Source organism: Nitratireductor sp. ATLC21 (assembly GCF_057196525.1).
Map to the genome: position 1 here is coordinate 126972 of NZ_JBXUOU010000001.1, position 20950 is coordinate 147921.

The window sequence follows — 20950 nt, forward strand, 5'->3', positions numbered from 1 at the left end:
CGATATGACGGACGCAGAGGCGGATGCGGCGCAAGACACTCCACCGTTCATGCACGGCATGCCGTCTTCGGTGGAATTCAACAAGCTGCGCAAGCGTCTGTTGCGCCAGACGCGTCAGGCGATCGAGGATTTCGCCATGGTGAAACCCGGTGAGCGCTGGCTGGTAGCACTTTCGGGAGGAAAGGATTCCTACGGACTTCTGGCCGTGCTGATGGATCTGCAGTGGCGCGGGCTTTTGCCAGTTGAACTTCTCGCCTGCAATCTGGATCAGGGACAGCCGAATTTTCCAAAACACATTCTGCCGGAGTATCTCGACAGTATCGGTGTCGCGCACCGGATCGAATACCAGGACACCTATTCGGTGGTGACGGAGAAACTTCCCAAATCAAGCACTTATTGCTCGCTGTGTTCACGTCTTCGGCGCGGGCATCTCTACCGGATTGCGCGGGAGGAGGGCTGCTCCTCACTCGTGCTTGGCCATCACCGAGAGGACATTCTCGAAACCTTTTTCATGAACCTGTTTCATGGTGGGCGGCTTGCGGCGATGCCGCCCAAGCTGTTGAACGATGAGGGCGATGTCATGGTGCTGCGTCCGCTGAGCTATTGTGCGGAGGCAGATCTGGCCAAGTTCGCCGAGGCCATGAAGTTTCCCATCATTCCCTGCGACCTTTGCGGCAGTCAGGACGGCCTTCAGCGCAACGCCATGAAGGCGATGCTGACGGATATCGAAAGTCGCATGCCAGGACGCAAGGACACGATGATCCGGGCGCTGACCAATGCGCGCCCGTCTCACCTGCTTGACCGGAACCTGTTCGACTTTGCGGGGCTCACACGGGCGGATTGACCGCGTGGAACATGCGACCGCGTTCGCCGATCAGAACAAGAACGATGGCCACGGCACCGGTGAGAAAATAACCGGCGGCCAGCGGCACGGTGGATCCATCGAAGGATTGGCCGACCAGAGCGCCGATCAAACCTCCGCCAAGCGTGGTCAGAAACCCTTGCGTTGCTGCCGCGGTGCCGGCCACGTGGCCCAGAGGTTCCATGGCGATCGAATTGAAGTTCGCACCCACCCAGCCAAACTGAAACATGGCGACAGAGAACAACACGAAGAAGAGTGCAAACGGCATATAGCCCACCATGGCAAGCACCAGCCACAGGAAGCTGACGAGCGTAAACCCGACAAGCGCCGTATGGGAGAGGCGGCGCATGCCGATTCGCCCCACCAGCCGCGAATTGGTGAAGGACGAGACAGCCATGAGGCCGGCTCCGATGGCAAACAGGATCGGAAACCAGTCCGCCAGGTCGAACGTATCGGTATAAATCTGCTGCGCTGAACTGATGAACCCGAAAAGCGCACCGAAGATGCTCGTCGTCGCGAGCGTGTAACAAAGAGCGATCCGGTTGGTCAGGACGTAGGCGAAGCCCTTGGTCACCGATGAGAACGTTAGCTCACGCCGATTCTCAGGTGAAAGTGTCTCTGGAAGCCGAAGCGCGGCCCATGTGCCAAAGACCACCGCCAGGACCGCCATGGCGAGAAAGATCTCGGACCAGTCGCCAAAAATCATGATGATCTGGCCAATGCTCGGCGCGATGACCGGTATAACCATGAACACCATCATGACCATGGAAAGGACTTCGGCCATCTGGCGTCCGCCAAAGACATCTCGGATTGCGGAGACGGCGATGACGCGCGTCGTTGCTGCTCCGATGCCCTGAAGGAAGCGCAGAACGAGAATGAAGGCGAAGCTGGGGGAGATCGCTGCGATCAGCGCCGCTGATACATAGAGAACGAGGCCAAAGAACAATGGCGCGCGGCGACCGAAGCGGTCGGAAACCGGACCGAAAACGAGTTGGCCCCCGCCAAGGCCGGCTATATAGGCGGTGACGATGTATTGGCGAGCGTTTTCATCATCCACGCCAAGCTCGGCGCCAATCTGCTGAAGAGCTGGAAGCATGATGTCGATGGCAAGCGCGTTCAGCGACATGAGCGCAGCCGCAAGCGCAATGAATTCCGCACGACCCAGGGATCTCTGGGGTTGCAAGGCTTCATTTGAAACGGGCTTGTTCATATGACTCTCCAACGATCATCAGGTATACGCAATCAAGCCTGCTCGTGGCGACAGTCGGCCGCGCTAATGCAAGCAGGCGCTGCGACCCCATCCGAGGCGAGAAACCGCGCTCGGGGCCACAACAAACGCCGGCAGTGAAACGGGAAACCAGTTACCGACGCGAAAAAATGCGCTGGCGAACGCCAACGCATCTACAAAAGAAAGCAAGCGCCCCGACAGGGGCGCTAATCCGGTATCGAAATCAGGCGGCGCCTTTGGCAGCCACGCCCTTCTCGTTCAGGAAAGCCTGCAGCTCACCTGCCTGGAACATTTCCCGGATAATGTCGCAACCGCCCACGAATTCACCCTTCACGTAGAGCTGCGGAATGGTGGGCCAGTTGGAATAATCCTTGATACCCTGGCGCAGTTCGTCGGAGGTCAGAACGTTGACACCCTTATAGTCGACGTCAAGATAGTCGAGGATCTGAACCACCTGGCCGGAAAAGCCGCACTGCGGAAAGCCGGGTGTGCCCTTCATGAAAAGCACAACGTCGCTGCTTTTGACTTCATTATCGATGAATTCGTTGATGCCGGTCATCGCAAATCCTCATCTGACCGGGGTAAAGGCCCGGCGTTTCACTTGTTAACCGTTATGTATTGCACCATCCATTGCGGTGCAACGCCGACGGATAAAAACTTTTTTCTCGCTCAATCGGGGGCGCTGGTCTGGAGGGCGAGCGCATGAAGAGCTCCGCCCATATTGCCCTTCAGGGCATTGTAGACCATCTGATGCTGCTGCACGCGGGATTTGCCTCTAAAGCTCTCTGCCACCACTTCCGCCGCGTAATGGTCCCCGTCTCCAGCCAAATCGCGGATCGTGACCTTGGCGTCAGGGATGCCTTCCTTGATCAGGCGTTCAATGTCGGCGGCGTTCATGGCCATGGATGCGGTGCCTCCTGAAGTGTTCTCAATCGAGATATGGCGTCTGGCGCCGACAAGGTCAATCGAGTGGGGAGAATTGCGCAATCTGGACCACAGATTTGCAGAAGGGGGCTGCAACAAGTTCCGTTGAAGCGAGCACCCGATCAGACGCATGAGGATGCGCCGCCGAACGGGCGGTTTTCCAAAGGAACAGACATGACAGTAGAGAGCAAGGAACAGGGCGTGAGGGATGTCATCGACGCCTATGTCGAGGCGATGAACCATGGCGACATCGAGCGTTTGAGGCAGATCTTCGCGCCGGACTGCGAAATTCAGGGCGTGACGGGGACGGGTGCCTTCTCGTTCGCCGCCTCCATCTGGCGTCAGCTTCATGATTCCCTCAACATGAAGCTGGTGGTTGAGGACTGCGTGATGGAGAAGAACAGGGCTGCCGTCCGTTTTCGCGAAACGGGACGCTGGACTGCACCATTCCTCGATTTCGATGCCCCTACGGGCAACAGCTATGAGCTGGTGGCCATGGAGTGGTTCGAGATCGAGAACAATCAGGTCCAGAAGCGTTGGGGGGTGCGCGACGCGGCTGCGCAGGCGCGTCAGCTCGGGTTCCCGGTTGCGGCGGGGCCTGTAAGGCCCAAGGAAGATGCAGCCTGATCAAAGGCATTCTCCGGATCGGCATTTTGGTGACGCATCGTGCGAAGACGATGCGTTGCCACTTTGCGAAAAGCTACAATGTGGGGAACGTGCCGATTTCGCTCGTGAGACAGCATCCAGATTGGCGCTGCAACATTGCAGGTGGTGACGGGCAGGGGCACGAGGGTCTGGTCCCTGTTTGCAAGCCACACAGGCAGGGGCGCGGCTGCAAGCCCGGCCCTGACCAGAGCGATCAGGGCTTCCAGATTGTCGCAGCGATACGCAGGTGCATGCGTGGAAAGCAATTCGGAAAGACGCTGCAGCGGCAGGATACGAGCGAGCGCGCCTTCCCCGACAGCCAGCGGGCAAGCGATGAGTGCTTCCGGCGATGTGGGTAGACCGTGGACGCTTACGAAATCGCGGCTTGCATAAAGTGTCCAGTGGCTGATCCCCACGCGTGACCGGATGATCTCCGGGTTCTGGGGCAATGTGCCAAGACGCAGCGCCAGGTCGGCTTCTCCATGGACGAGGTCGGCGGGACTGTCGCTGGTATCGATCTCAATCGTGATCTCAGACACCTTCTGCCTGTAGTGTGCGAGAAGGTCCGGCAGGAGATAGGCGGCAAGCAGCGGGGTGGTTGAAATTCTCAAGACCTGGCGCGAATGACGAGCGTGGGCGCGGGCCAGATCTGAAAGTCTGGAGGCGCGCTCTTCGATCCGCTCTGCGAGGGGCAGGAGCTCCATCGCCAGCTGTGTGGGCCGAAACCCCTCCGGCATGCGCTCGAACAAGGGCGCGGACAGTGCATGTTCCAAAGCATCAAGCCGACGCGCGACCGTGGTCTGGCTGACACCCAGCAATCGGGCGGCGGCAGCGGTGGACCCGGCTCGTATCACTGCCAGGAGATATTTCAGATCGTTCCAGTCATACATCGGCGCGCCTCCGGCCGAATTTTACCTGAATCTAGCAGGAGCGAAGGCGCGCTGACAGGCCCTTGTCAGGCGCCGTCCATGAAGTGCGGGAACCACGCCTCGTGCGCCTCTTTCAGGGTCGTGACAGGGACAGGGGCGGCATCTCCGAGCGCCAGCACATCGCCGCCGGTCGTGCCGATGATCACAGCTGCAACGCCCGCCGTTCTGGCGGCCGACAGAACCGCATCGGCCTTTGCCGTCGTTGCCACATAGCGCCCCTGATCCTCGCCGAAGAAGGCGGGGATGGCGTTTTTGGGCGCATCTATGGTGGCTCCGATGCCGGAGGCGATGGCCATCTCTGCAAGCGCGACGGCAAGGCCGCCGTCCGAACAGTCATGCGTGGCGGTCAACGCGCCGGAACGGATCAGACCGCGCACCAGATCGCCGGTGCGCTTTTCGTGAGCGAGATCGACCGGCGGAGGCGGGCCTTCGGCGCGGCCATGAATGTCGCGCAGATAGACGGACTGCCCGAGATGCGTGCCCCAGCCTTCCGGTGCGCCGATCAGCACGATGGCTTCGCCTTCTGCCGCGAAAGCGGCGCGGGCGGCCTGTTGCCAGTCGGGGATGAGACCGACACCGGCAATGGTGGGCGTCGGCGGGATCGCCTCGCCGAGCGTCTCGTTGTAGAGCGAGACATTGCCGGACACGATGGGAAAACCGAGTGCTGCGCATGCTTCGCCAATGCCCTTGATGGCGTGAACGAGCTGGCCCATGATTTCGGGCTTTTCGGGATTGCCGAAATTGAGATTGTCGGTGGAGGCGAGCGGCTCGGCACCGGTGGCGGTGATGTTGCGCCAGCATTCGGCAACCGCCTGCTTGCCGCCTTCATAAGGGTCGGCCTCGCAATAGCGCGGGGTGACATCGGAGGAGAAGGCAAGGGCCTTTTTCTCCTGTCCGTCCACCCGGACGACGCCGGCATCGCCACCGGGGATGTGCAGTGTGTTGCCCTGAATGAGCGTGTCGTACTGCTCCCACACCCAGCGACGGGAGGAGAGATCCGGCGAGTTGAGAAGCTTCAGAAGGCTTTCGGCGATGTCGGCTTCCGGAACGGGGCCGGCGAGCGGTGTCTGCGGCTTCGGCTCGACCCACGGGCGGTCATATTCGGGCGCCTCGTCGCCAAGCTCCTTGATGGGAAGATTGGCCACTTCCTCACCCTGATGCAGGATGCGGAAGCGCAGATCGTCGGTCGTCTTGCCGACAATGGCGAAATCGAGCCCCCATTTGCGGAAGATTGCCTCGGCCTCGTCGCGCTTTTCGGGCTGAAGCACCATGAGCATGCGCTCCTGGCTTTCCGACAGCATCATCTCATAGGCACTCATGCGCTCTTCGCGCACGGGGACCTTGTCGAGGTCGAGCTCGATGCCGAGATCGCCCTTGGCGCCCATTTCGACGGCAGAGCAGGTGAGGCCGGCGGCACCCATGTCCTGAATGGCGATGACGGCGCCGGTGGCCATCAGTTCGAGGCAGGCTTCGAGCAGGCATTTTTCGGTGAATGGATCGCCGACCTGAACGGTGGGGCGTTTTTCATCGATGCCTTCGTCGAATTCGGCCGAGGCCATGGTCGCCCCGCCGACGCCATCGCGGCCCGTCTTGGCGCCCAGATAGACGACGGGCAGGCCGACGCCCTCGGCCTTGGAGTAGAAGATGGCGTTGGTTTCGGCGATGCCTGCGGCAAAGGCATTGACCAGAATGTTGCCATTGTAGCGGGCGTCGAAATTGACCTCGCCACCGACGGTGGGAACGCCAAACGAATTGCCGTAGCCGCCAATGCCGGAGACGACACCGGCCACCAGATGCTTCGTCTTGGGGTGATCGGGCGCGCCGAAGCGCAGCGCGTTCATGGCGGCGACGGGACGCGCGCCCATGGTGAACACATCGCGCAGAATGCCGCCGACGCCGGTGGCCGCACCCTGATAGGGCTCGATATAGGAGGGGTGGTTGTGGCTCTCCATCTTGAAGACCACGCATTGCCCGTCGCCGATATCGACCACGCCGGCGTTTTCGCCAGGCCCCTGAATGACCTGCGGCCCCGAAGTGGGGAGTGTGCGAAGCCATTTCTTCGAGCTTTTGTAGGAACAGTGCTCGTTCCACATGGCCGAGAAAATGCCAAGCTCGGTGAAGCTCGGCTCGCGACCGATCAGGTCGAGAATGCGCTGATACTCGTCGGGCTTCAGGCCGTGGGCGGCGATGAGATCTTCGGTGATGGGGATGTGATTGGGAATGGTCATGTGGTCGGCATGGTCCCTGCAAAGGGGTTGCTTAGGCTATCTCGCGCCTGCGGTACAGTATTGCGCGCGGATAATCCACTTCCCTTTGCCGGTTTTCATCAACCGTAATTGTCAAACCCGCTGATCGGATTGTCCAGAAGGCTTCTGAGCTTCTTCAGTCCTCGTGTCACTGTCTCCCGGCTTTCCGGAACGGTGAAAGCGATGCGGGCACGGTGGAGTGGGGTGCCGCCCCGACCGACCTTGAACTCGTCCTCGTCGTCAACCAGGACACCTTCCTCCATGGCGGCCTGTTTGAAGGTGCTGGAAAGCCATGGTTCGGGCAGTTTCAGCCACAGAAAGGGTGCATCGGGGTGAGAGGCGAAATCTTTCCCGGCAAGGACGGATGCGGCAATCGCCTGCCGGGCTGCGATCTCCGCGCGCACGCGGGCATGAATGCTTGCGGCTTCTTCGGAAAGCACCAGCTGGGCGGCCAATTCGGCAAGCAGAAAAGGAATGCCGCCGGTGATCATTTTGTGCGCGGTAAGCACACGCGAAACATAGGGCAGGGGGCTGGCCACCCAACCGCCGCGCACACCTGCCGCCACCGATTTGGACAGGCTGCCGACGTGGAATGTGCGCTCAGGCGCCAGTGACGCGAACAGGGGCGGCGTCGCCTCAAGAAGCGCGCCGTAGATGTTATCCTCGATCAGCCAGACATTGTGAATCTTGGCAATCTCCACAATGGCATGCCGGCGCGCTTCGGGCATCGTCGCAAGTGTCGGATTGTGGAGCGAGGGAACCAGAAACACCATGCGGGGATGTTGCTGGGCGCAAACCCGTTCAAAATCCTCCGGCACCATGCCTTGGTCATCGATGGCGACCGAAAGCAGACGGCGACCGATCACGGTGGCGCTGCGGGCGACATGCGAATAGGTGCATTCCTCGAAAGCGATCCGATCACCTGGCACGGTCATGGCAGCAATGACCGCGAGTATGCCGGCATGACCGCCGAGTGTGGGGACAATGGAGCCCGGCTGCGGGCGCCAATCGCCACGCGCGAGCCACTGGCTCCCCGCCTCAAGCCAGTGCGTAGGGAGCGCGCGCGTGTAACTGGCGACATCAGAAGGATGTTCGCGAGCGATTCGTTCCGCGATATGAGTGAGAATTTGCGCTTGGCCGACATTGGGTGCAGCAGTCGAATCCATTCGGGTCTTGCCGGGTTCCGGCACGGTTGACCGTGTGCCTCCGAAGGGTTGTGCTTGCGCATCCGTCGAGCGGGCGCTGCGTATACGCTCTAGAACATAGGTGCCGCGCCCCACCTCTCCCGACACGAGTCCACGTTGTCGGACGAGCGTGTAAGCCCGACTTACCGTGCCGATCGTGACGCCAACATCGTAAGCAAGATTGCGCTGCGGCGGCAGCTTGGTCCCGGGCGGGAGCGTGCCATTCTCAATATCGCGTTCGATCTGGTCGGCCAGTCGCACATAAAGCGGGCCGGATCCGCGATGAAGGTTAGGGAGCCAATTTGTCATGGTGACAATTATCTATATTGCTCCGTTTTTTGAGTCAATGCATAGGTTCAATCGCTCCAATATGAAACGAGGAGTGATACAATGGACGCAATCAAGACAATCGGCAAAAGATGCGAGCCGGCGACGCCTGGGCCCGCGAAGAGGATGTATGGGGTTGGGCTTCGTTCCGCGCTGGAATGGATCAATGCCGCGCTCAGCAAACGTCGCAGCAGGCTGGCCTTGTACGACCTTACAGATGATCAATTGCGGGATATAGGCATCTCGCGGGAAGAGGCCCGTCGCGAAGGGCTGAGATCGTTCTGGAGTTGAGCAGACTGCTTTCGCGTCCCTCGAGAGTGAAGGGTGAGCACGCCGGTAGCTATCGAAACGCCTTTCCAATAGCCGAGAAGAGGGCGAGGTTGATGAAGGTTTTGGTGCTGCCTGTCTCTAGACAGAGGCGTTGGCGCGAGAGGGTTTTCCGCTCGCTATAAGGCGATCCGCCAGCATGGCAACGCGTCCGAGAAACGCAAATGTGACGAGAATGGCGGCAGAGTAAACGAGCACACTCGGCCATCCGTTCAACCGTGCATCCAGAAAGTAATAGGGGATCTCACCCGCGATGGGCGCGCGCACGAGTAGAAAGATCACATAGAGGAGCGGGTAAGCGAGCCAAAGCGGTAGGTGGCGCCAGGAAAGACTGCCATCCGTACCAGCCACCAACCACCAGACGAGATAGAGCGCCGGCGCGACGTAATGCAGCGCGATGTCGCACACAAGGAACAGGCCTTGTGGCTGCCAGATCGCCGACAGAAGCAGCCAGTAGACCAGACTGACCACCGAAATTGCCACCGCGACGCCGGCACGCACCCAGGCTTGTGTGAAGAAGCGAGGAGCTCCGGACAAAGCAGCCATGTGGACGAAAACCACCAGAATGTTGGTCAGGATCGTGAAATACGAGAAGTAGTAGATGATGGAGCCAATGAGGCTGCGACCCGCTTCCATGGAAGCCGGTATGGTCAAGGTGAATTGCACGACAAGAGCAAGCAAGCCGACCACGAGGCCGGCGATGTTCAGGATTTTCGTCATGCGGGTTCCCCTGGGCCGTGTTGCCAGGCTTGCATTAGTCCGAGAATCTAAATTTAAAGTTTAGGCCTAAAGCAATTGTCGTGAGAACGGGCCGGGTTCCGAAAGGGCAACGCACGACCACGCTGTGCAAAAGATCCGGTCGTATTGTCCTGACGCGATACCCCGCAACAATTCCATATCGCCAAGGGAATGCGTTTCGCCAAGGGAATGCATGTGGGAGTGGGGTACGTCAATTCCGCTCAAGCGATTTTGCTGCTCAGCAGTCGGACGCTCCACCAGACCAGCGCATGATATCAGCGTTGATCCTTGCACCGGTCTGTGACGACGCCAGGGGGCCGTAGGTCGAAATCGTTGTTGGAGAACCTGTTGCTTCGATGACAAGCAAAGGCAGCCCCTGTTGATTTTTGCTGCGCATGATCAGGAGCCGTGGCCGCCCGACGCGCGTGTCGAGCTCCGGAATCATATGGAGATCACGGAAGCGGCGATCGCCCGACCGCATCCAGCACTTTGCACCAATGCTGTTGATCTTCTGCAGAGCGGCCACAGGGGTCGACGCATCGACCTCAAGGTTGAGATCGCCACCCACAGGTTCTGTCTGGCATGCTGACAACAGAAGCAGCGCTGTTATAGACACCGCGCCGGTAGCACAGCGAGCGAAGCGTCGCAGGTTTAAGCCGGAATGGCCGGCATAGCCCATCAGGCGGCCTTTCCAAGAAGGCCGGCAAAGAGCGCGCGACCGTCATCGCCACCATGGGCGGCCTCGATGAGGTTTTCGGGATGCGGCATCATGCCGAGCACGTTGCCGCTGTCGCTGACGATGCCGGCAATGTCGTTCACAGAGCCATTGGGATTGGTGCCTTCGGCATAGCGGAACGCAACCTGGCCTTCATCCTCGATCCGTTTCAATGTTTCATCATCGGCGAAATAATTGCCATCATGATGGGCAACGGGGCAGCGAATGATCTGGCCCTGAGCATAGCCGCGCGTGAAGGCGGTGTTGGCGTTGGTCACTTCGAGCTTGACCTCGCGGCACACGAATTTCAATGAGGCGTTGCGCATGAGCGCGCCGGGCAGGAGGCCCATCTCAAGCAGAACCTGAAACCCGTTGCACACGCCCATGACGAGAACGCCCTTGCGAGCCTTCTCGGCCACGGCCTGCATGACCGGCATGCGCGCGGCGATTGCGCCACAGCGCAGATAGTCGCCATAGGAGAAGCCGCCGGGAATGACCACCAGGTCGACATCGGGAAGCTCGGTCTCCGTCTGCCAGACGGTGATCGGCGCTTTTCCGGAAATCCTGGTAAGCGCGGCAATCATGTCGCGGTCGCGATTGAGGCCGGGAAGCTGGATGATGGCTGATTTCATGGGTTCTGATCGCTTGGGCTGGGATCGTACGGTTTCTGAGGGCCTTGGGCCAATTCGCGGAGCTCGAGGCGGCGTTCTATGCGTTCGAGGCGATCATCATGACGACCAAGCATACCGTAGATGTTGTGGGTATCCTGCTGGATCGCAATCATATGCCCCCGGATGGAGATTAGCTCCTGACGGATCTCCGATTGACCGGCTTCAAGTTTGTCCAGGCGACCCTGCATGCTCTTGAGAACTTCATAAAGCAGCTCGTTGGTGACGTCGCCCATGACAGTCTTTCTCCACAACCTCAGGTAACAGAGACAGTGTAGTCCTCAATCACTGTGTTCGCCAGAAGCTTTTCGCACATGGCATTGAGGTCGCTCTCGGCCTTGGCCTTGTCGGAACCCTCGAGCTCCAGATCGAAGACCTTGCCCTGGCGCACCGAACCGACACCGGAAAAACCGAGCGCGTCGAGCGCGCCTTCGATGGCCTTTCCCTGCGGGTCCAGAACGCCGTTCTTCAACGTCACGGTGACGCGGGCCTTGATCACTTTGCTGCTCCCTGCATGTCCTGAAACGGCCTAGTGGCGCGTCTTGTTGTCTTTGGAGGATACGAGGACCGGGCCATTGCCGCGCGGCGGTTCGTTCTCGTTCATGATGCCGAGACGGCGTGCGACTTCCTGATAGGCCTCGACCAGCCCGCCCATATCGCGGCGGAAACGGTCCTTGTCCATCTTGTCTTGCGTGGTGGTGTCCCACAGGCGGCAGGAATCGGGCGAAATCTCATCCGCCACGATCACACGCATCATCTCGTTTTCCCACAAACGCCCGCACTCCATCTTGAAGTCGACGAGCTGGATGCCGACGCCAAGGAAGAGGCCGGTCAGGAAGTCGTTGACGCGGATGGCGAGCGCCATCATGTCGTCGATCTCCTGGGGGCTGGCCCAACCGAAGGCCGTGATGTGCTCTTCGGAGACCATGGGATCGTCCAGCGCATCGGCCTTATAGTAGAACTCGATGATCGAACGGGGCAGCACCGTGCCTTCCTCGATGCCCAGACGCTTGGCGAGCGAGCCGGCTGCCACATTGCGCACGACGATTTCAAGCGGAATGATCTCCACTTCCTTGATCAGCTGCTCACGCATGTTGAGGCGGCGAATGAAGTGGGTCGGGATGCCGATTCGGTTCAGATGCTCGAAAATGTACTCCGAGATCCGGTTGTTGAGCACGCCCTTGCCATCGACAATCTCGTGCTTCTTCTTGTTAAAGGCGGTGGCGTCGTCCTTGAAGAATTGGATCAAGGTGCCGGGCTCGGGGCCTTCATAAAGAATCTTGGCCTTGCCCTCATAAATGCGGCGACGACGGTTCATGGCTTTTCCTGGTCCGTTGCCTAGACAGGGAAACTTCGCGCGGAAGTTCCGCAATGCGGCAGTTTCATGGATGCATCGTTTCACGCGGTCTCTAGCGCAAACCCACTCATACCACAATTGCCATTTGTGATAGCCAACGAGTTTGTGTCCCGCCGGCAAAGAACGGATGCGCCAAACGAGCGTATTGACCCGGGACGGGGCATCTGGTTTCTGCTTCTCAACCAGATGTTTCCGCATCGCCACACGATGCCCGAGCCGGAGGAATTGCGAGATGGCCAATATGAAAGATCGTGAAGACGCGTTCGAGAACAAGTTTGTTCACGACGAGACCCAGAAGTTCAAAGCGATGGCACGCCGCAACAAGCTGCTCGGCCTGTGGGCCGCTGAAAAGCTGGGCAAGAGCGGTGATGAGGCAGATGCCTATGCGCGCGAGGTCATGAACTCGGATTTCGAAGAAGCCGGGGACGACGATGTGTTCCGGAAGGTTCGCAAGGATTTCGATGCGGCAGGGGTTCAGCAATCGGATCATCAGATTCGCCGTACAATGGACGAATTGCTCGCCACTGCGCTCGAGCAAATCAAGAGCGGCGAGTAAGGCGCTTGCCGGTTCCCTCCCTGGCCACCCGGCTGCAGGCAGGAGAGAGCGTTTTCTCCGCCTGGTCGGCCATCCCCGATTCGCTAACCGTCGAGCTCGTCGCCGGACTGGACTTCGGCGCGGTGACACTGGATATGCAGCATGGGGGGCATCACGAAGACAGCGTGCTGCGTGGAATCAGTGCCATCCGCTCGCATCACAAACATTCTCTGGTGCGGATCCCCGTGGGGCGTTTCGACATGGCAAGTCGCGCGCTCGATATGGGCGCAGAGGCTGTGATCGCCCCGATGGTGAACTCACTTGAGGACGCCCGCGCCTTCGCGGCCGCGACGAAATACCCGCCCGTCGGACTGCGGTCCTGGGGGCCAAGTTTCGCCATGCCGCGTGAAGGCGCTTTCGACGGGCAGACGTGGCTGGAAACAGCCAATACCGGCACGGTCGCCTTTGCCATGATAGAGACCCGGCAGGCACTTGCCGCGCTCGACGACATTCTGGCTGTGGACGGCATCGACGGTGTGCTGGTTGGCCCCTCGGATTTTTCCATCGCGTGGTCGAACGGCAAGACCGTGGATCCGGCGCTTGAAGAAATGATGCCTGCGATTGCGTCTATCGCTCAAAAGGCGCGGGCTCTCGGCAAACACGCGGCCATCTATGTGGTCGATCCACGCCTTGTCGGGCGGTTCTACGCCATGGGATTCAGGCTGTTCGCCATGGGATCAGAAGCGACATATATGGCTCAGGGCGCTCCGGCTATGCTCCAGGCCGCGCGGGATTCCATTCAGGATTGAGAGCGATCAAAGCTGCTGGAGGAACTTGGCAAAGGTCATGGAGCCCTCAGGCCACGGGCCGAAGCCCGACTCGGCGTTGATATGGCCGGATTCGCCTGCATCCAGAAACAGCGACCCCCACGCGGCTGCAATATCTTCTGCGACGTCAAACGCACAGAAATGGTCGTTTCGGCTGGCGATGGTGATTGACGGGAAGGGCAGCGGGTCGCGCGGATAGGGACCGAAGGTCATCAGGTGTTTCGGTCTGATCCTGCTGTTGGCGACGTCCGGCGGGGCAACAAAAAAGGCGCCGGCGACGGGTTTTCTGAATTCCGGAATCGCCTGCACCGCGGTGGCCACACCCAGCGAATGTGCGACCAGAACAACCGGCTTCTCCGCTTCATTGACGGCTTTTGCGACATTGGCGACCCAGTCTTCGCGCACCGGCTTCGACCAGGCTTCCTGTTCGACACGCCGCGCCGTGGAGAGACGAGACTGCCACCGCGTCTGCCAATGATCGGGTCCCGAATTGGTGTATCCGGGGATGATGAGGATGTCTGCGTCGGAAGCTTTCATGGCCGGCCATGTAGCCATCGTATCGGTTGCATGCAAGCGTTCGCCGGTTGGAAGCACGATTTTGATCTGCATCGAACGGTTGCTTTTTATTGGCATTGAAACTGTGAACGAAGTGTTCTCCCGACACATGCTTGTGCATGGGAGGATGACACGCCAGTTTCAGGCAAACGCGAGGTGGCCCGCGGAAATGGCCGGCTGCCACTTTAATGGAGATTTTGCCATGAATGGGTTTCCCTTCGCCGCAACCACCCCGGTGAGCATCGGCCGCGTGGGCCTGAAAGCACGCGATGCGCGGATGTTGGCCGCATTTTATGCGGATATCCTGGGCCTTGAGGAAATGGAAAGCGACGATGGTGCGATTGCTCTGGGCGTCGGCGGTCGCACGCTTGTGGAGATCGTCGAGGATCGCTCTGCCGAACCGGATAATCCGCGCGAGGCAGGGCTATTCCACACGGCATTCCTTTTGCCGGAGCGGGCTGATCTGGCGCGCTGGGCACTGTTTGCGCGCGACAGGAACATGCGGCTTGAAGGTGCTTCGGACCATCTGGTGAGTGAAGCGATTTATCTTTCGGACCCGGAGGGCAATGGCATTGAGATCTATGCCGACCGTGCTCCTGAAAGCTGGGCGAGAAACGAGGACGGCATTGCGATGGCGACCGAGCGGCTTGATTTCTCAAGCCTGTTGTCCACCCTGGCGGATGGCGACGAAGGCTGGCAGGGCGCGCCGGAAAACACCGTCATCGGCCATGTGCATCTGCGGGTGGGCGATCCGAAGACGGCGGAAACCTGGTGGCACGAGGCGCAGGGCTTCGACACGATGACGCGCTACGGATCGCAGGCGGTGTTTCTGGCGACGGGCGGCTATCACCACCATATCGGCGCGAACAGCTGGCGCAGTGCCGGCGCGGGCCAGCGCAATCCAAACCGCACCGGACTTTCCTGGCTGGAGCTGAAGAGCAGGAATGCGACGGCGGAGAAGGAATTCGCCGACCCGTGGGGCACGGTGATCCGGGTCGCACCGTCAAACTGATGTGGCGCGGTTCCGGACCATTCCGCTTTCGCTGAAACGCGGAGAACCGGTTCCCGCTTTTCCCGGAACTGCTTCAGACGCCGACTTCGAGGCCCCCTTCTCCCCGCTTGCGGGGAGAAGGTGAGGATGAGGGGCGGGCGCGAAGTTCTGCGAACCCACAATACGGCAAAATTTTCATGCGCGGCGTCGGCCCCTCATCCCCCTGCCGGGACCTTCTCCCCGCACGCGGGGAGAAGGAAGCCATCATCTGCCTGAAGCGTTCCCAGTTTTCCGGAATTGCTCCAGACAAAAAAACGCCGGCGCATCGGGTGATGCGCCGGCGTTTTTGCATTTAAGGGGCAGAGATCAGCTTTCGCCGAAAACGCGCTCGAAGATCGTGTCCACATGCTTGGTGTGGTAGCCGAGATCGAATTTTTCGCGGATCTCGTCTTCCGAGAGAGCCGCACGCACATCCTTGTCGCCCAGAAGCTCCTCAAGGAAATCGGCACCCTGTTCCCAGACCTTCATGGCGTTGCGCTGCACCAGCCGGTAGGCATCCTCGCGCGACACGCCTGCCTGGGTGAGCGCCAGAAGCACGCGCTGCGAATGGACGAGGCCACGGAACTTGTTGAGGTTCTTGTCCATCGCCTCGGGATAGACCACCAGCTTTTCCATCATGCCGGTCAAGCGCATGAGCGCGAAATCGAGCGTGACGGTGGCATCCGGGCCGATCATGCGCTCGACGGAGGAGTGCGAGATGTCGCGCTCGTGCCAGAGTGCCACGTTTTCCATGGCAGGCATGGCATAGGCGCGCACCATGCGGGCAAGACCGGTCAGGTTTTCCGACAGAACCGGGTTGCGCTTGTGCGGCATGGCCGACGAGCCCTTCTGGCCCGGCGAGAAATACTCTTCGGCTTCCAGAACCTCGGTACGCTGCAGGTGGCGCACTTCCACCGAGAGGCGCTCAATGGAGGAAGCGATCACGGCGAGCGTGGCGAAATACATGGCATGCCGATCACGCGGGATGACCTGTGTGGAGACCGGCTCCGGCTTCAGCCCCATCTTCTCCGCCACGTGTGCTTCGACGCTCGGGTCGATGTTGGCGAAAGTGCCGACGGCGCCGGAAATGGCGCAGGTGGCGATTTCCTCACGCGCATTGAGGAGGCGGGTGCGGCAGCGCTCGAACTCGGCATAGGCCTGCGCCAGCTTGACACCGAAGGTGGTCGGCTCGGCATGGATGCCGTGGCTGCGACCGATGGTGACCGTGTCTTTGTGCTCGAAGGCACGTTTCTTCAACGCCGCGAGAAGCTTGTCGAGATCGTCGAGCAGGATGTCGGTGGCGCGCACGAGCTGGACGCTGAGGCAGGTGTCGAGCACGTCGGAGGAGGTCATGCCCTGGTGGACGAAGCGGGCCTCGGGCCCGACGATCTCTGCCAGGTGCGTCAGGAAGGCGATGACGTCGTGCTTCGTCTCGCGCTCGATCTCGTCGATGCGGTCGATGTCGAACGTGGCGTTGCCGGCCTTGTCCCAGATGGTCTTGGCGGCTTCCTTCGGCACGATGCCGAGCTCCGCCATTGCGTCTGCGGCGTGAGCCTCGATTTCGAACCAGATGCGGAACTTGGTCTCGGGCGACCAGATTGCAGCCATTTCCGGCCGCGAATAGCGCGGGATCATGCGTGCCTTGCCTTCCATGAAAGTGGGGTCGGCGCCTGACTAGCAGAGCTTGACGTTTTCCTCAACGCGGCCTGGCGGCATAGATGCAGGAGAGGGCGAAAAGCGCGGCCAATCCCCAGGGAAAATAGGCCCGGAGCCCGATGACGGCGAATTGATAGACGGCACCCGCCGTGGTGAAAATGAAATGCAGTATCCACCGGACCGACAGGGGATCGCCGTGCCACTGAGCGTAGTATGCACGATACTGCAGTGCATAGAGCGCGGCCGTGATGCCGATGGTGGCGAGAGCGAAGCAAACAAAGGCTGCAGCAAAGCGCGTCTCGGGCCCGGACCTGCGCGCAACAAGCGCCTGAAGTGTGTGCCCGACGGGAAAGGCCAGTGCCCCACCCAGCGCAAAGATCGATGTCAGCACCAGCACTTGCGGCAGTGTCTGCCATCCGCGCGCCCACAGAAAAACGAGCATGTTGAGGCCCATGAGCGCGCCCCAAAAGAGCGCGCCTGTCAACGCCTGTGTGAGCGATGGCAGCGCCTGCCGCAGGCTGGCAAAACACCGCCTCACGAAAAAACCACGTCTCTGCCGCCGTCCGACATCAACGTTCAAAGCCGACCTGTAACGGCGATAAATCGATGGTCGGGCCCTTCAAAGCCCACTTTGCGTACGGCAATGATCACCGCGAAGACCGGTGTGCCACCCTGCGGATAGAAAGTCTGGATGCCGCTGATCCTATAGCCGAGAGGGCAGCCGCGGCTCTGCGGAATCGCGCTGTCTTCATGCACAAGAACGGTTTCCGCCCCGGCCTGTGTGGCAATACGTGTGAGGCGAAAGCCTGCTGGCTCGCCGAACCCATAGCACTCCGCACCGTCCGGCATGGGAAGTTCAGTCAGGCGGAATTCGAGGGGACTGTCGATCGCGGGAAAGACCGGGCGGGGATTGACAGCCATGCGGAAGGGATCAGCTGACTGTTCCGTCACAGCGTTCCAGCCGGCGGTAAAACCGAGATTTTCTGCAAGCTCGCTGTCTGCAATGACAGTTTGAGACTGTGTTCTGGCTTCAGCGCGGGCCTCGGAAATACTGGCCCCGTCCTGCTCAAGGGTCACGCGGATGGGTGTGCCGGGCAGGAAACTGTCATGGGCGGTATTGATGTAATAGCGATTGGCGTAAGCGAAGCCGGACCCGTCCTGCACACCGAATTCCTCAAAGGCGAATGTGGAACCGTCGGCTGAAAAGCCGAGAACCTCGACCGAGGGCGTGTCTCCTGCATGAGCCGCGGGTGAAGCGGCGAGAAGTGCGGCGGCGCACAGTGCCATGAGAAACTGTTTCATGATGACATTCCTTTCGGCTGAATGCTCGTCTCACTGCCCTATGACAGATGTGTTCGCCCAAGTGGGAAATATATCACCTTCAGCCGGTTTGGCGGCAAACACCCCCCGGGCAATGGCGCGGGCCATGGTTGCGGCGGCGGCGGCGTTGAGATCGATCACTGCTTCGAGATCAAGCGGTGTTTCGTTGCGGCCGGTCGACAACGCGAAGACCAGATCGCCATCGACCGGCGTGTGCGCCGGCCAGATGGCGCGCGCGAAACCGTCATGAGCGGCGATGGCAAGACGCTTTGCAGCCGGTTTGTCGAGCTTTGCATCGGTGGCAATGACGGCAATCGTGGTGTTGCCGCGCGCGGCCGTGCGCATTTTTGTGGTGACGCTGGAAGCATTCGGCGGCATTGGGTGAGGCAGACCGAGGCCGCCAAACTCGTCGCCGATCTCAAAAGGGGCGGCCCAGAAATGCCGTGTGTTGCCGAGAGTGACCGAACCAACCGCATTCACCGCAACGAGCGCACCGACGGTGATGCCGTTTTCGAGCACGGTGGATGCCGAGCCGAGCCCGCCCTTCAGCGTCGCCGTGGTGGCGCCTGTGCCGGCACCTGCCGTGCCGATCTCGAAGTCCTGCGATGCGGACATGGCGGCGGAAAAGCCGAAATCCCGATAGGGGGAAAAGCGACCCCAGTCCTTGTTGCCGCCATTGGGAAGATCGAACAGGATGGCGCCGGGCACTATGGGCACGCGAAAGCCCAGAATTTCGAAACCCCGGCCCATTTCGCGCAGCGCCGCCTGAACGCCGGCCGCAGCATCAATGCCAAAAGCGGAGCCGCCTGACAGCGTGATGGCATCGACCCCGTCGACCAGATTGTGTGGCTCCAGCGCGTCGGTTTCGCGGGTGCCCGGCGCGCCGCCGAGAACCTGCACACCGGCAGTCGCCGGCGTTTCGCACAGAACTGCTGTGACCCCCGACCTCACGCGCTGGTCGGTGTGATTGCCGACCGTGAGGCCTGCGACATCCGTAATCAGGTTCCGCGGTCCCTTGCGCCACATCATTCAACCGCCTTGAAGGCCTGCCCGTCGAAGCGGAACAGCTGGTACAAGGGCTGTTCGAGATCGCCTTTCTCATCGAAGGAATATGGGCCGAGCGCTGTTTGAAATGTGCCGGATTGGAGTGTCGTCGAGATGGCGTCGGTCCCCGCACGCAACGCGGAAATGGCAAGTTCGGTGGCTGCGAAGGCAGGTAGAACGTAACCGTCGGGCACAATGCCGGCGTCGTCCAGCGCGCTTTTGGCGCTCTCAGTGGCGATGTCGGCCCAACGCGGCAGGCCGACCATCAGTGTTCCGTCGGCAAGAGGTATGGTGCTTTCTTCTGCGCGCAACGCTTCGCCACCAGCGATGACGAGCTGGTAATCCATGCCTGCCGCGTCGCGCGCGAGAATGGCAATGTCACTGCGATCGCCGCCCACGAATACGTGGGTGGCGCCCGAGCGTTTCAGGCGCCCTGCCAGTGCAATCTGATTGTCGAGTTGCGGGCGGAACGTGTCGATGAAGACGGGCTTGAGTTCCTGCAGCTCGGCAGACGCGCGGAGGTTCTCCGCCAGTTCGCGCCCATAGATGGTTCCATCATCCACAATGGCGAAAAAGGCATCGCGCCAGCGGGGCAGGAGAAGCCGGGTGACCGCATCGCGCTCCGCATCAGCGCGCGGCGCTGTACGAAAAACGGGCCAGCCGGTACGTTCACGCTGATCGGTCAGGGTTGCAGTGCGCACCCCGGGGGTGATGACTGGAATCTCCGCTTTCGCGAAGAGAGGGAGCGCTGCGTCGATGGCGTCTGTGCACAGAAAGCCCACCACCACCGATACGTTCTGATCGATGAGTGAGCGGGCGGCGGCCTCCCCACCTTCGGTGCTGCACTGCGTATCGGCCTCGACAATCCGCGCACCCATCGATTGAGCCGCCACGCGTGCTCCATCGCGCAGCTGCTGCCCAAGCAGCTCGAAGTTCTCGGTCAAAGGTGCGGCCAGCCCGACAACCGGCTCCTGCGCATGAGCGGCAGGCTGGCTGATGGCAGCGAAGCTGCAAAAGATGAAAAAGACCAAGCAACGCATATCGTGGTTCAGTTACCCGTTTAACGGTCACGCAGTAACATGGGAATCAGCCCGTCGGCACCAGACATTAACCGCAAAGCTGCTGAACTGGTAAATAACTGTGCCATAAAGCACTTGCGGCAATATGCGTCTGCTTGGCGTGTTGGGTTGGCGTACCGCTTTTTCTGATTTTGCACTGTCGGGTTTCGGTATGCCTTGGTAAGGCTTGGGAATATCCTATATCGCGCCCAAGAGTTGAAAAGAGTTGATTGTGCTGAAGACCAACGAGATCGAACCGCGCCACTATCGCGATGCCATGGCCCGTTTTGCCGGTGCCGTTCATGTGGTCACCACGGATGGGCCGGCAGGCAAGCGCGGCGTCACAGCCATCGCGGCCTGTTCGGTTTCGGACAATCCACCCACGGTGCTGGTGTGCCTCAACCGCGAAAACCCCAACAATGACAGTTTCGTGAAGAACGGCGTTTTTGCGCTCAACACGCTGGCAGCGGAGCATCAGGAGCTCTCGAACGCATTCTCGGGGCTGACCGGACTTTCGCCCGAAGAGCGTTTTGCGCTGGCCCGTTGGGAAACCATTGCCACCGGCGCTCCCACGCTTCCAGATGCTCTGGCGGTGTTCGACTGCCACGTGGTGAAGACGGTGGAGCTTGGCACGCATCGGGTTTATTTCGGCCAGGTCGCAGGCCTCAGTATCGGCGACAAATCGAGCCCGCTCCTCTACCATGAACGGGGTTACCGGGTGTTGTAACCTTGCACGCTTTCGCGAAAACTGGGGGCGCGAAAACTGGGGGCAGGA

At 60.4% G+C, this 20950-nt stretch carries 25 protein-coding genes; 7 read left to right on the plus strand and 18 right to left on the minus strand.

Annotated features, from left to right (window positions below; all coding sequences use genetic code 11):
* The first annotated feature begins 4 nt into the window (after nt 1-4).
* Nucleotides 5-844 (plus strand): tRNA 2-thiocytidine(32) synthetase TtcA, encoded by an 840-nt coding sequence (gene ttcA, locus AC2CHD_RS00615; protein ID WP_484552219.1) that lies wholly within the window; start codon nt 5-7, stop codon nt 842-844.
* Here ttcA and AC2CHD_RS00620 read toward each other — a convergent pair.
* From AC2CHD_RS00620 to AC2CHD_RS00630, 3 genes are all read right to left on the minus strand, one after another.
* Complete coding sequence (locus AC2CHD_RS00620; RefSeq protein ID WP_484552220.1) at nt 828-2072, minus strand: multidrug effflux MFS transporter; 1245 nt, start codon at nt 2070-2072, stop codon at nt 828-830. The two genes, ttcA and AC2CHD_RS00620, sit on opposite strands and share 17 nt — an antisense overlap.
* A 241-nt stretch (nt 2073-2313) precedes the next feature.
* Nucleotides 2314-2649, minus strand: coding sequence for a Grx4 family monothiol glutaredoxin (grxD, locus tag AC2CHD_RS00625; protein ID WP_229447083.1), 336 nt, complete (start codon nt 2647-2649; stop codon nt 2314-2316).
* A gap of 110 nt (nt 2650-2759) precedes the next feature.
* Nucleotides 2760-2993, minus strand: a complete 234-nt coding sequence (locus AC2CHD_RS00630; protein WP_229447082.1) for a BolA family protein — start codon at nt 2991-2993, stop codon at nt 2760-2762.
* Nucleotides 2994-3188: 195 nt separating this feature from the next.
* Between AC2CHD_RS00630 and AC2CHD_RS00635 the strand changes: the two genes are divergently transcribed.
* Nucleotides 3189-3641, plus strand: a complete 453-nt coding sequence (locus tag AC2CHD_RS00635; RefSeq protein ID WP_484552221.1) for an ester cyclase — start codon at nt 3189-3191, stop codon at nt 3639-3641.
* Here AC2CHD_RS00635 and AC2CHD_RS00640 read toward each other — a convergent pair.
* From AC2CHD_RS00640 to AC2CHD_RS00650, 3 genes are all read right to left on the minus strand, one after another.
* Nucleotides 3584-4549, minus strand: coding sequence for a LysR family transcriptional regulator (locus tag AC2CHD_RS00640; protein WP_484552222.1), 966 nt, complete (start codon nt 4547-4549; stop codon nt 3584-3586). The genes AC2CHD_RS00635 and AC2CHD_RS00640 overlap by 58 nt on opposite strands.
* A 65-nt stretch (nt 4550-4614) precedes the next feature.
* Complete coding sequence (gene purL / locus AC2CHD_RS00645; protein WP_484552223.1) at nt 4615-6816, minus strand: phosphoribosylformylglycinamidine synthase subunit PurL; 2202 nt, start codon at nt 6814-6816, stop codon at nt 4615-4617.
* Nucleotides 6817-6914: 98 nt separating this feature from the next.
* Nucleotides 6915-8327, minus strand: coding sequence for an aminotransferase-like domain-containing protein (locus tag AC2CHD_RS00650; protein ID WP_484552224.1), 1413 nt, complete (start codon nt 8325-8327; stop codon nt 6915-6917).
* Between the two features lie 81 nt (nt 8328-8408).
* On the opposite strand from AC2CHD_RS00650, the gene AC2CHD_RS00655 reads away from it, so the two are divergent.
* On the plus strand, nt 8409-8636 hold the full coding sequence (locus AC2CHD_RS00655; protein WP_229447077.1) for a DUF1127 domain-containing protein: 228 nt from the start codon (nt 8409-8411) through the stop codon (nt 8634-8636).
* Nucleotides 8637-8753: 117 nt separating this feature from the next.
* On the opposite strand, the gene AC2CHD_RS00660 is transcribed toward AC2CHD_RS00655, so the two are convergent.
* The 6 genes from AC2CHD_RS00660 to purC all read right to left on the minus strand — a co-directional run bounded on the left by AC2CHD_RS00660 (nt 8754) and on the right by purC (nt 12111).
* Nucleotides 8754-9392 (minus strand): Pr6Pr family membrane protein, encoded by a 639-nt coding sequence (locus tag AC2CHD_RS00660; protein WP_484552225.1) that lies wholly within the window; start codon nt 9390-9392, stop codon nt 8754-8756.
* Nucleotides 9393-9648: 256 nt separating this feature from the next.
* Nucleotides 9649-10089: a hypothetical protein gene (locus AC2CHD_RS00665; protein WP_484552226.1), complete on the minus strand. Its 441-nt coding sequence runs from the start codon at nt 10087-10089 to the stop codon at nt 9649-9651.
* Nucleotides 10089-10757: a phosphoribosylformylglycinamidine synthase subunit PurQ gene (purQ, locus tag AC2CHD_RS00670; protein WP_484552227.1), complete on the minus strand. Its 669-nt coding sequence runs from the start codon at nt 10755-10757 to the stop codon at nt 10089-10091. The genes AC2CHD_RS00665 and purQ overlap by 1 nt, the downstream gene beginning before the upstream one ends.
* Nucleotides 10754-11029 (minus strand): hypothetical protein, encoded by a 276-nt coding sequence (locus AC2CHD_RS00675; RefSeq protein ID WP_229447073.1) that lies wholly within the window; start codon nt 11027-11029, stop codon nt 10754-10756. Before AC2CHD_RS00675 ends, purQ begins: the two co-directional genes overlap by 4 nt.
* Nucleotides 11030-11049: 20 nt before the next feature.
* Entirely contained in the window at nt 11050-11292 is a 243-nt protein-coding gene (gene purS / locus AC2CHD_RS00680) for a phosphoribosylformylglycinamidine synthase subunit PurS (protein ID WP_223020478.1), read from the minus strand.
* A 30-nt stretch (nt 11293-11322) separates the two neighbouring features.
* Nucleotides 11323-12111: a phosphoribosylaminoimidazolesuccinocarboxamide synthase gene (gene purC / locus AC2CHD_RS00685; RefSeq protein WP_223020479.1), complete on the minus strand. Its 789-nt coding sequence runs from the start codon at nt 12109-12111 to the stop codon at nt 11323-11325.
* Between the two features lie 271 nt (nt 12112-12382).
* Here purC and AC2CHD_RS00690 point away from each other — a divergent pair, with 271 nt between their 5' ends.
* Both AC2CHD_RS00690 and AC2CHD_RS00695 read left to right on the plus strand, forming a co-directional pair.
* The gene (locus tag AC2CHD_RS00690; protein WP_229447072.1) at nt 12383-12706 is read left to right on the plus strand and encodes a DUF1476 domain-containing protein; all 324 of its coding nucleotides are present in this window, start codon (nt 12383-12385) and stop codon (nt 12704-12706) included.
* A gap of 5 nt (nt 12707-12711) precedes the next feature.
* Complete coding sequence (locus AC2CHD_RS00695; protein ID WP_484552228.1) at nt 12712-13494, plus strand: HpcH/HpaI aldolase family protein; 783 nt, start codon at nt 12712-12714, stop codon at nt 13492-13494.
* Nucleotides 13495-13500: 6 nt separating this feature from the next.
* Here the strand turns inward: AC2CHD_RS00695 and AC2CHD_RS00700 are convergent, their stop codons facing one another.
* Nucleotides 13501-14049 (minus strand): RBBP9/YdeN family alpha/beta hydrolase, encoded by a 549-nt coding sequence (locus AC2CHD_RS00700; protein ID WP_229448062.1) that lies wholly within the window; start codon nt 14047-14049, stop codon nt 13501-13503.
* 220 nt (nt 14050-14269) lie between these two features.
* On the opposite strand from AC2CHD_RS00700, the gene AC2CHD_RS00705 reads away from it, so the two are divergent.
* The gene (locus AC2CHD_RS00705; RefSeq protein ID WP_484552229.1) at nt 14270-15079 is read left to right on the plus strand and encodes a VOC family protein; all 810 of its coding nucleotides are present in this window, start codon (nt 14270-14272) and stop codon (nt 15077-15079) included.
* Nucleotides 15080-15424: 345 nt separating this feature from the next.
* Here AC2CHD_RS00705 and purB read toward each other — a convergent pair whose 3' ends face one another.
* From purB to AC2CHD_RS00730, 5 genes are all read right to left on the minus strand, one after another.
* Nucleotides 15425-16732, minus strand: coding sequence for an adenylosuccinate lyase (gene purB / locus AC2CHD_RS00710; protein WP_484553174.1), 1308 nt, complete (start codon nt 16730-16732; stop codon nt 15425-15427).
* Between the two features lie 61 nt (nt 16733-16793).
* Entirely contained in the window at nt 16794-17291 is a 498-nt protein-coding gene (locus AC2CHD_RS00715; RefSeq protein WP_484552230.1) for a hypothetical protein, read from the minus strand.
* Nucleotides 17292-17329: 38 nt separating this feature from the next.
* Nucleotides 17330-18055: a DUF2259 domain-containing protein gene (locus tag AC2CHD_RS00720; RefSeq protein ID WP_484552231.1), complete on the minus strand. Its 726-nt coding sequence runs from the start codon at nt 18053-18055 to the stop codon at nt 17330-17332.
* Nucleotides 18056-18085: 30 nt separating this feature from the next.
* Nucleotides 18086-19099 carry a P1 family peptidase gene (locus AC2CHD_RS00725; protein WP_484553175.1) on the minus strand — a complete coding sequence of 338 codons (1014 nt, stop codon included), beginning with the start codon at nt 19097-19099 and terminating at the stop codon, nt 18086-18088.
* Nucleotides 19099-20157, minus strand: coding sequence for a branched-chain amino acid ABC transporter substrate-binding protein (locus tag AC2CHD_RS00730; RefSeq protein ID WP_484552232.1), 1059 nt, complete (start codon nt 20155-20157; stop codon nt 19099-19101). The genes AC2CHD_RS00725 and AC2CHD_RS00730 overlap by 1 nt, the downstream gene beginning before the upstream one ends.
* A 250-nt stretch (nt 20158-20407) precedes the next feature.
* Between AC2CHD_RS00730 and AC2CHD_RS00735 the strand changes: the two genes are divergently transcribed.
* Nucleotides 20408-20902: a flavin reductase gene (locus AC2CHD_RS00735; protein ID WP_459439916.1), complete on the plus strand. Its 495-nt coding sequence runs from the start codon at nt 20408-20410 to the stop codon at nt 20900-20902.
* The last annotated feature ends 48 nt before the right edge of the window (nt 20903-20950 follow it).

Excerpts from the sequence above, each read along its gene's own strand:
- ttcA (WP_484552219.1), top strand. The coding sequence starts at position 5 with ATGACGGACGCAGAGGCGGATGCGGCGCAAGACACTCCACCGTTCATG.
- purC (WP_223020479.1), bottom strand. The coding sequence starts at position 12,111 with ATGAACCGTCGTCGCCGCATTTATGAGGGCAAGGCCAAGATTCTTTAT.
- grxD (WP_229447083.1), bottom strand. The coding sequence starts at position 2,649 with ATGACCGGCATCAACGAATTCATCGATAATGAAGTCAAAAGCAGCGAC.
- AC2CHD_RS00635 (WP_484552221.1), top strand. The coding sequence starts at position 3,189 with ATGACAGTAGAGAGCAAGGAACAGGGCGTGAGGGATGTCATCGACGCC.
- AC2CHD_RS00655 (WP_229447077.1), top strand. The coding sequence starts at position 8,409 with ATGGACGCAATCAAGACAATCGGCAAAAGATGCGAGCCGGCGACGCCT.
- AC2CHD_RS00720 (WP_484552231.1), bottom strand. The coding sequence starts at position 18,055 with ATGAAACAGTTTCTCATGGCACTGTGCGCCGCCGCACTTCTCGCCGCT.
- AC2CHD_RS00700 (WP_229448062.1), bottom strand. The coding sequence starts at position 14,049 with ATGAAAGCTTCCGACGCAGACATCCTCATCATCCCCGGATACACCAAT.
- AC2CHD_RS00640 (WP_484552222.1), bottom strand. The coding sequence starts at position 4,549 with ATGTATGACTGGAACGATCTGAAATATCTCCTGGCAGTGATACGAGCC.
- purQ (WP_484552227.1), bottom strand. The coding sequence starts at position 10,757 with ATGAAATCAGCCATCATCCAGCTTCCCGGCCTCAATCGCGACCGCGAC.
- purB (WP_484553174.1), bottom strand. The coding sequence starts at position 16,732 with ATGATCCCGCGCTATTCGCGGCCGGAAATGGCTGCAATCTGGTCGCCC.
- AC2CHD_RS00630 (WP_229447082.1), bottom strand. The coding sequence starts at position 2,993 with ATGGCCATGAACGCCGCCGACATTGAACGCCTGATCAAGGAAGGCATC.
- AC2CHD_RS00650 (WP_484552224.1), bottom strand. The coding sequence starts at position 8,327 with ATGACAAATTGGCTCCCTAACCTTCATCGCGGATCCGGCCCGCTTTAT.
- AC2CHD_RS00705 (WP_484552229.1), top strand. The coding sequence starts at position 14,270 with ATGAATGGGTTTCCCTTCGCCGCAACCACCCCGGTGAGCATCGGCCGC.
- purL (WP_484552223.1), bottom strand. The coding sequence starts at position 6,816 with ATGACCATTCCCAATCACATCCCCATCACCGAAGATCTCATCGCCGCC.
- AC2CHD_RS00665 (WP_484552226.1), bottom strand. The coding sequence starts at position 10,089 with ATGGGCTATGCCGGCCATTCCGGCTTAAACCTGCGACGCTTCGCTCGC.
- AC2CHD_RS00660 (WP_484552225.1), bottom strand. The coding sequence starts at position 9,392 with ATGACGAAAATCCTGAACATCGCCGGCCTCGTGGTCGGCTTGCTTGCT.
- AC2CHD_RS00675 (WP_229447073.1), bottom strand. The coding sequence starts at position 11,029 with ATGGGCGACGTCACCAACGAGCTGCTTTATGAAGTTCTCAAGAGCATG.
- AC2CHD_RS00730 (WP_484552232.1), bottom strand. The coding sequence starts at position 20,157 with ATGCGTTGCTTGGTCTTTTTCATCTTTTGCAGCTTCGCTGCCATCAGC.
- AC2CHD_RS00725 (WP_484553175.1), bottom strand. The coding sequence starts at position 19,099 with ATGTGGCGCAAGGGACCGCGGAACCTGATTACGGATGTCGCAGGCCTC.
- AC2CHD_RS00690 (WP_229447072.1), top strand. The coding sequence starts at position 12,383 with ATGGCCAATATGAAAGATCGTGAAGACGCGTTCGAGAACAAGTTTGTT.
- AC2CHD_RS00620 (WP_484552220.1), bottom strand. The coding sequence starts at position 2,072 with ATGAACAAGCCCGTTTCAAATGAAGCCTTGCAACCCCAGAGATCCCTG.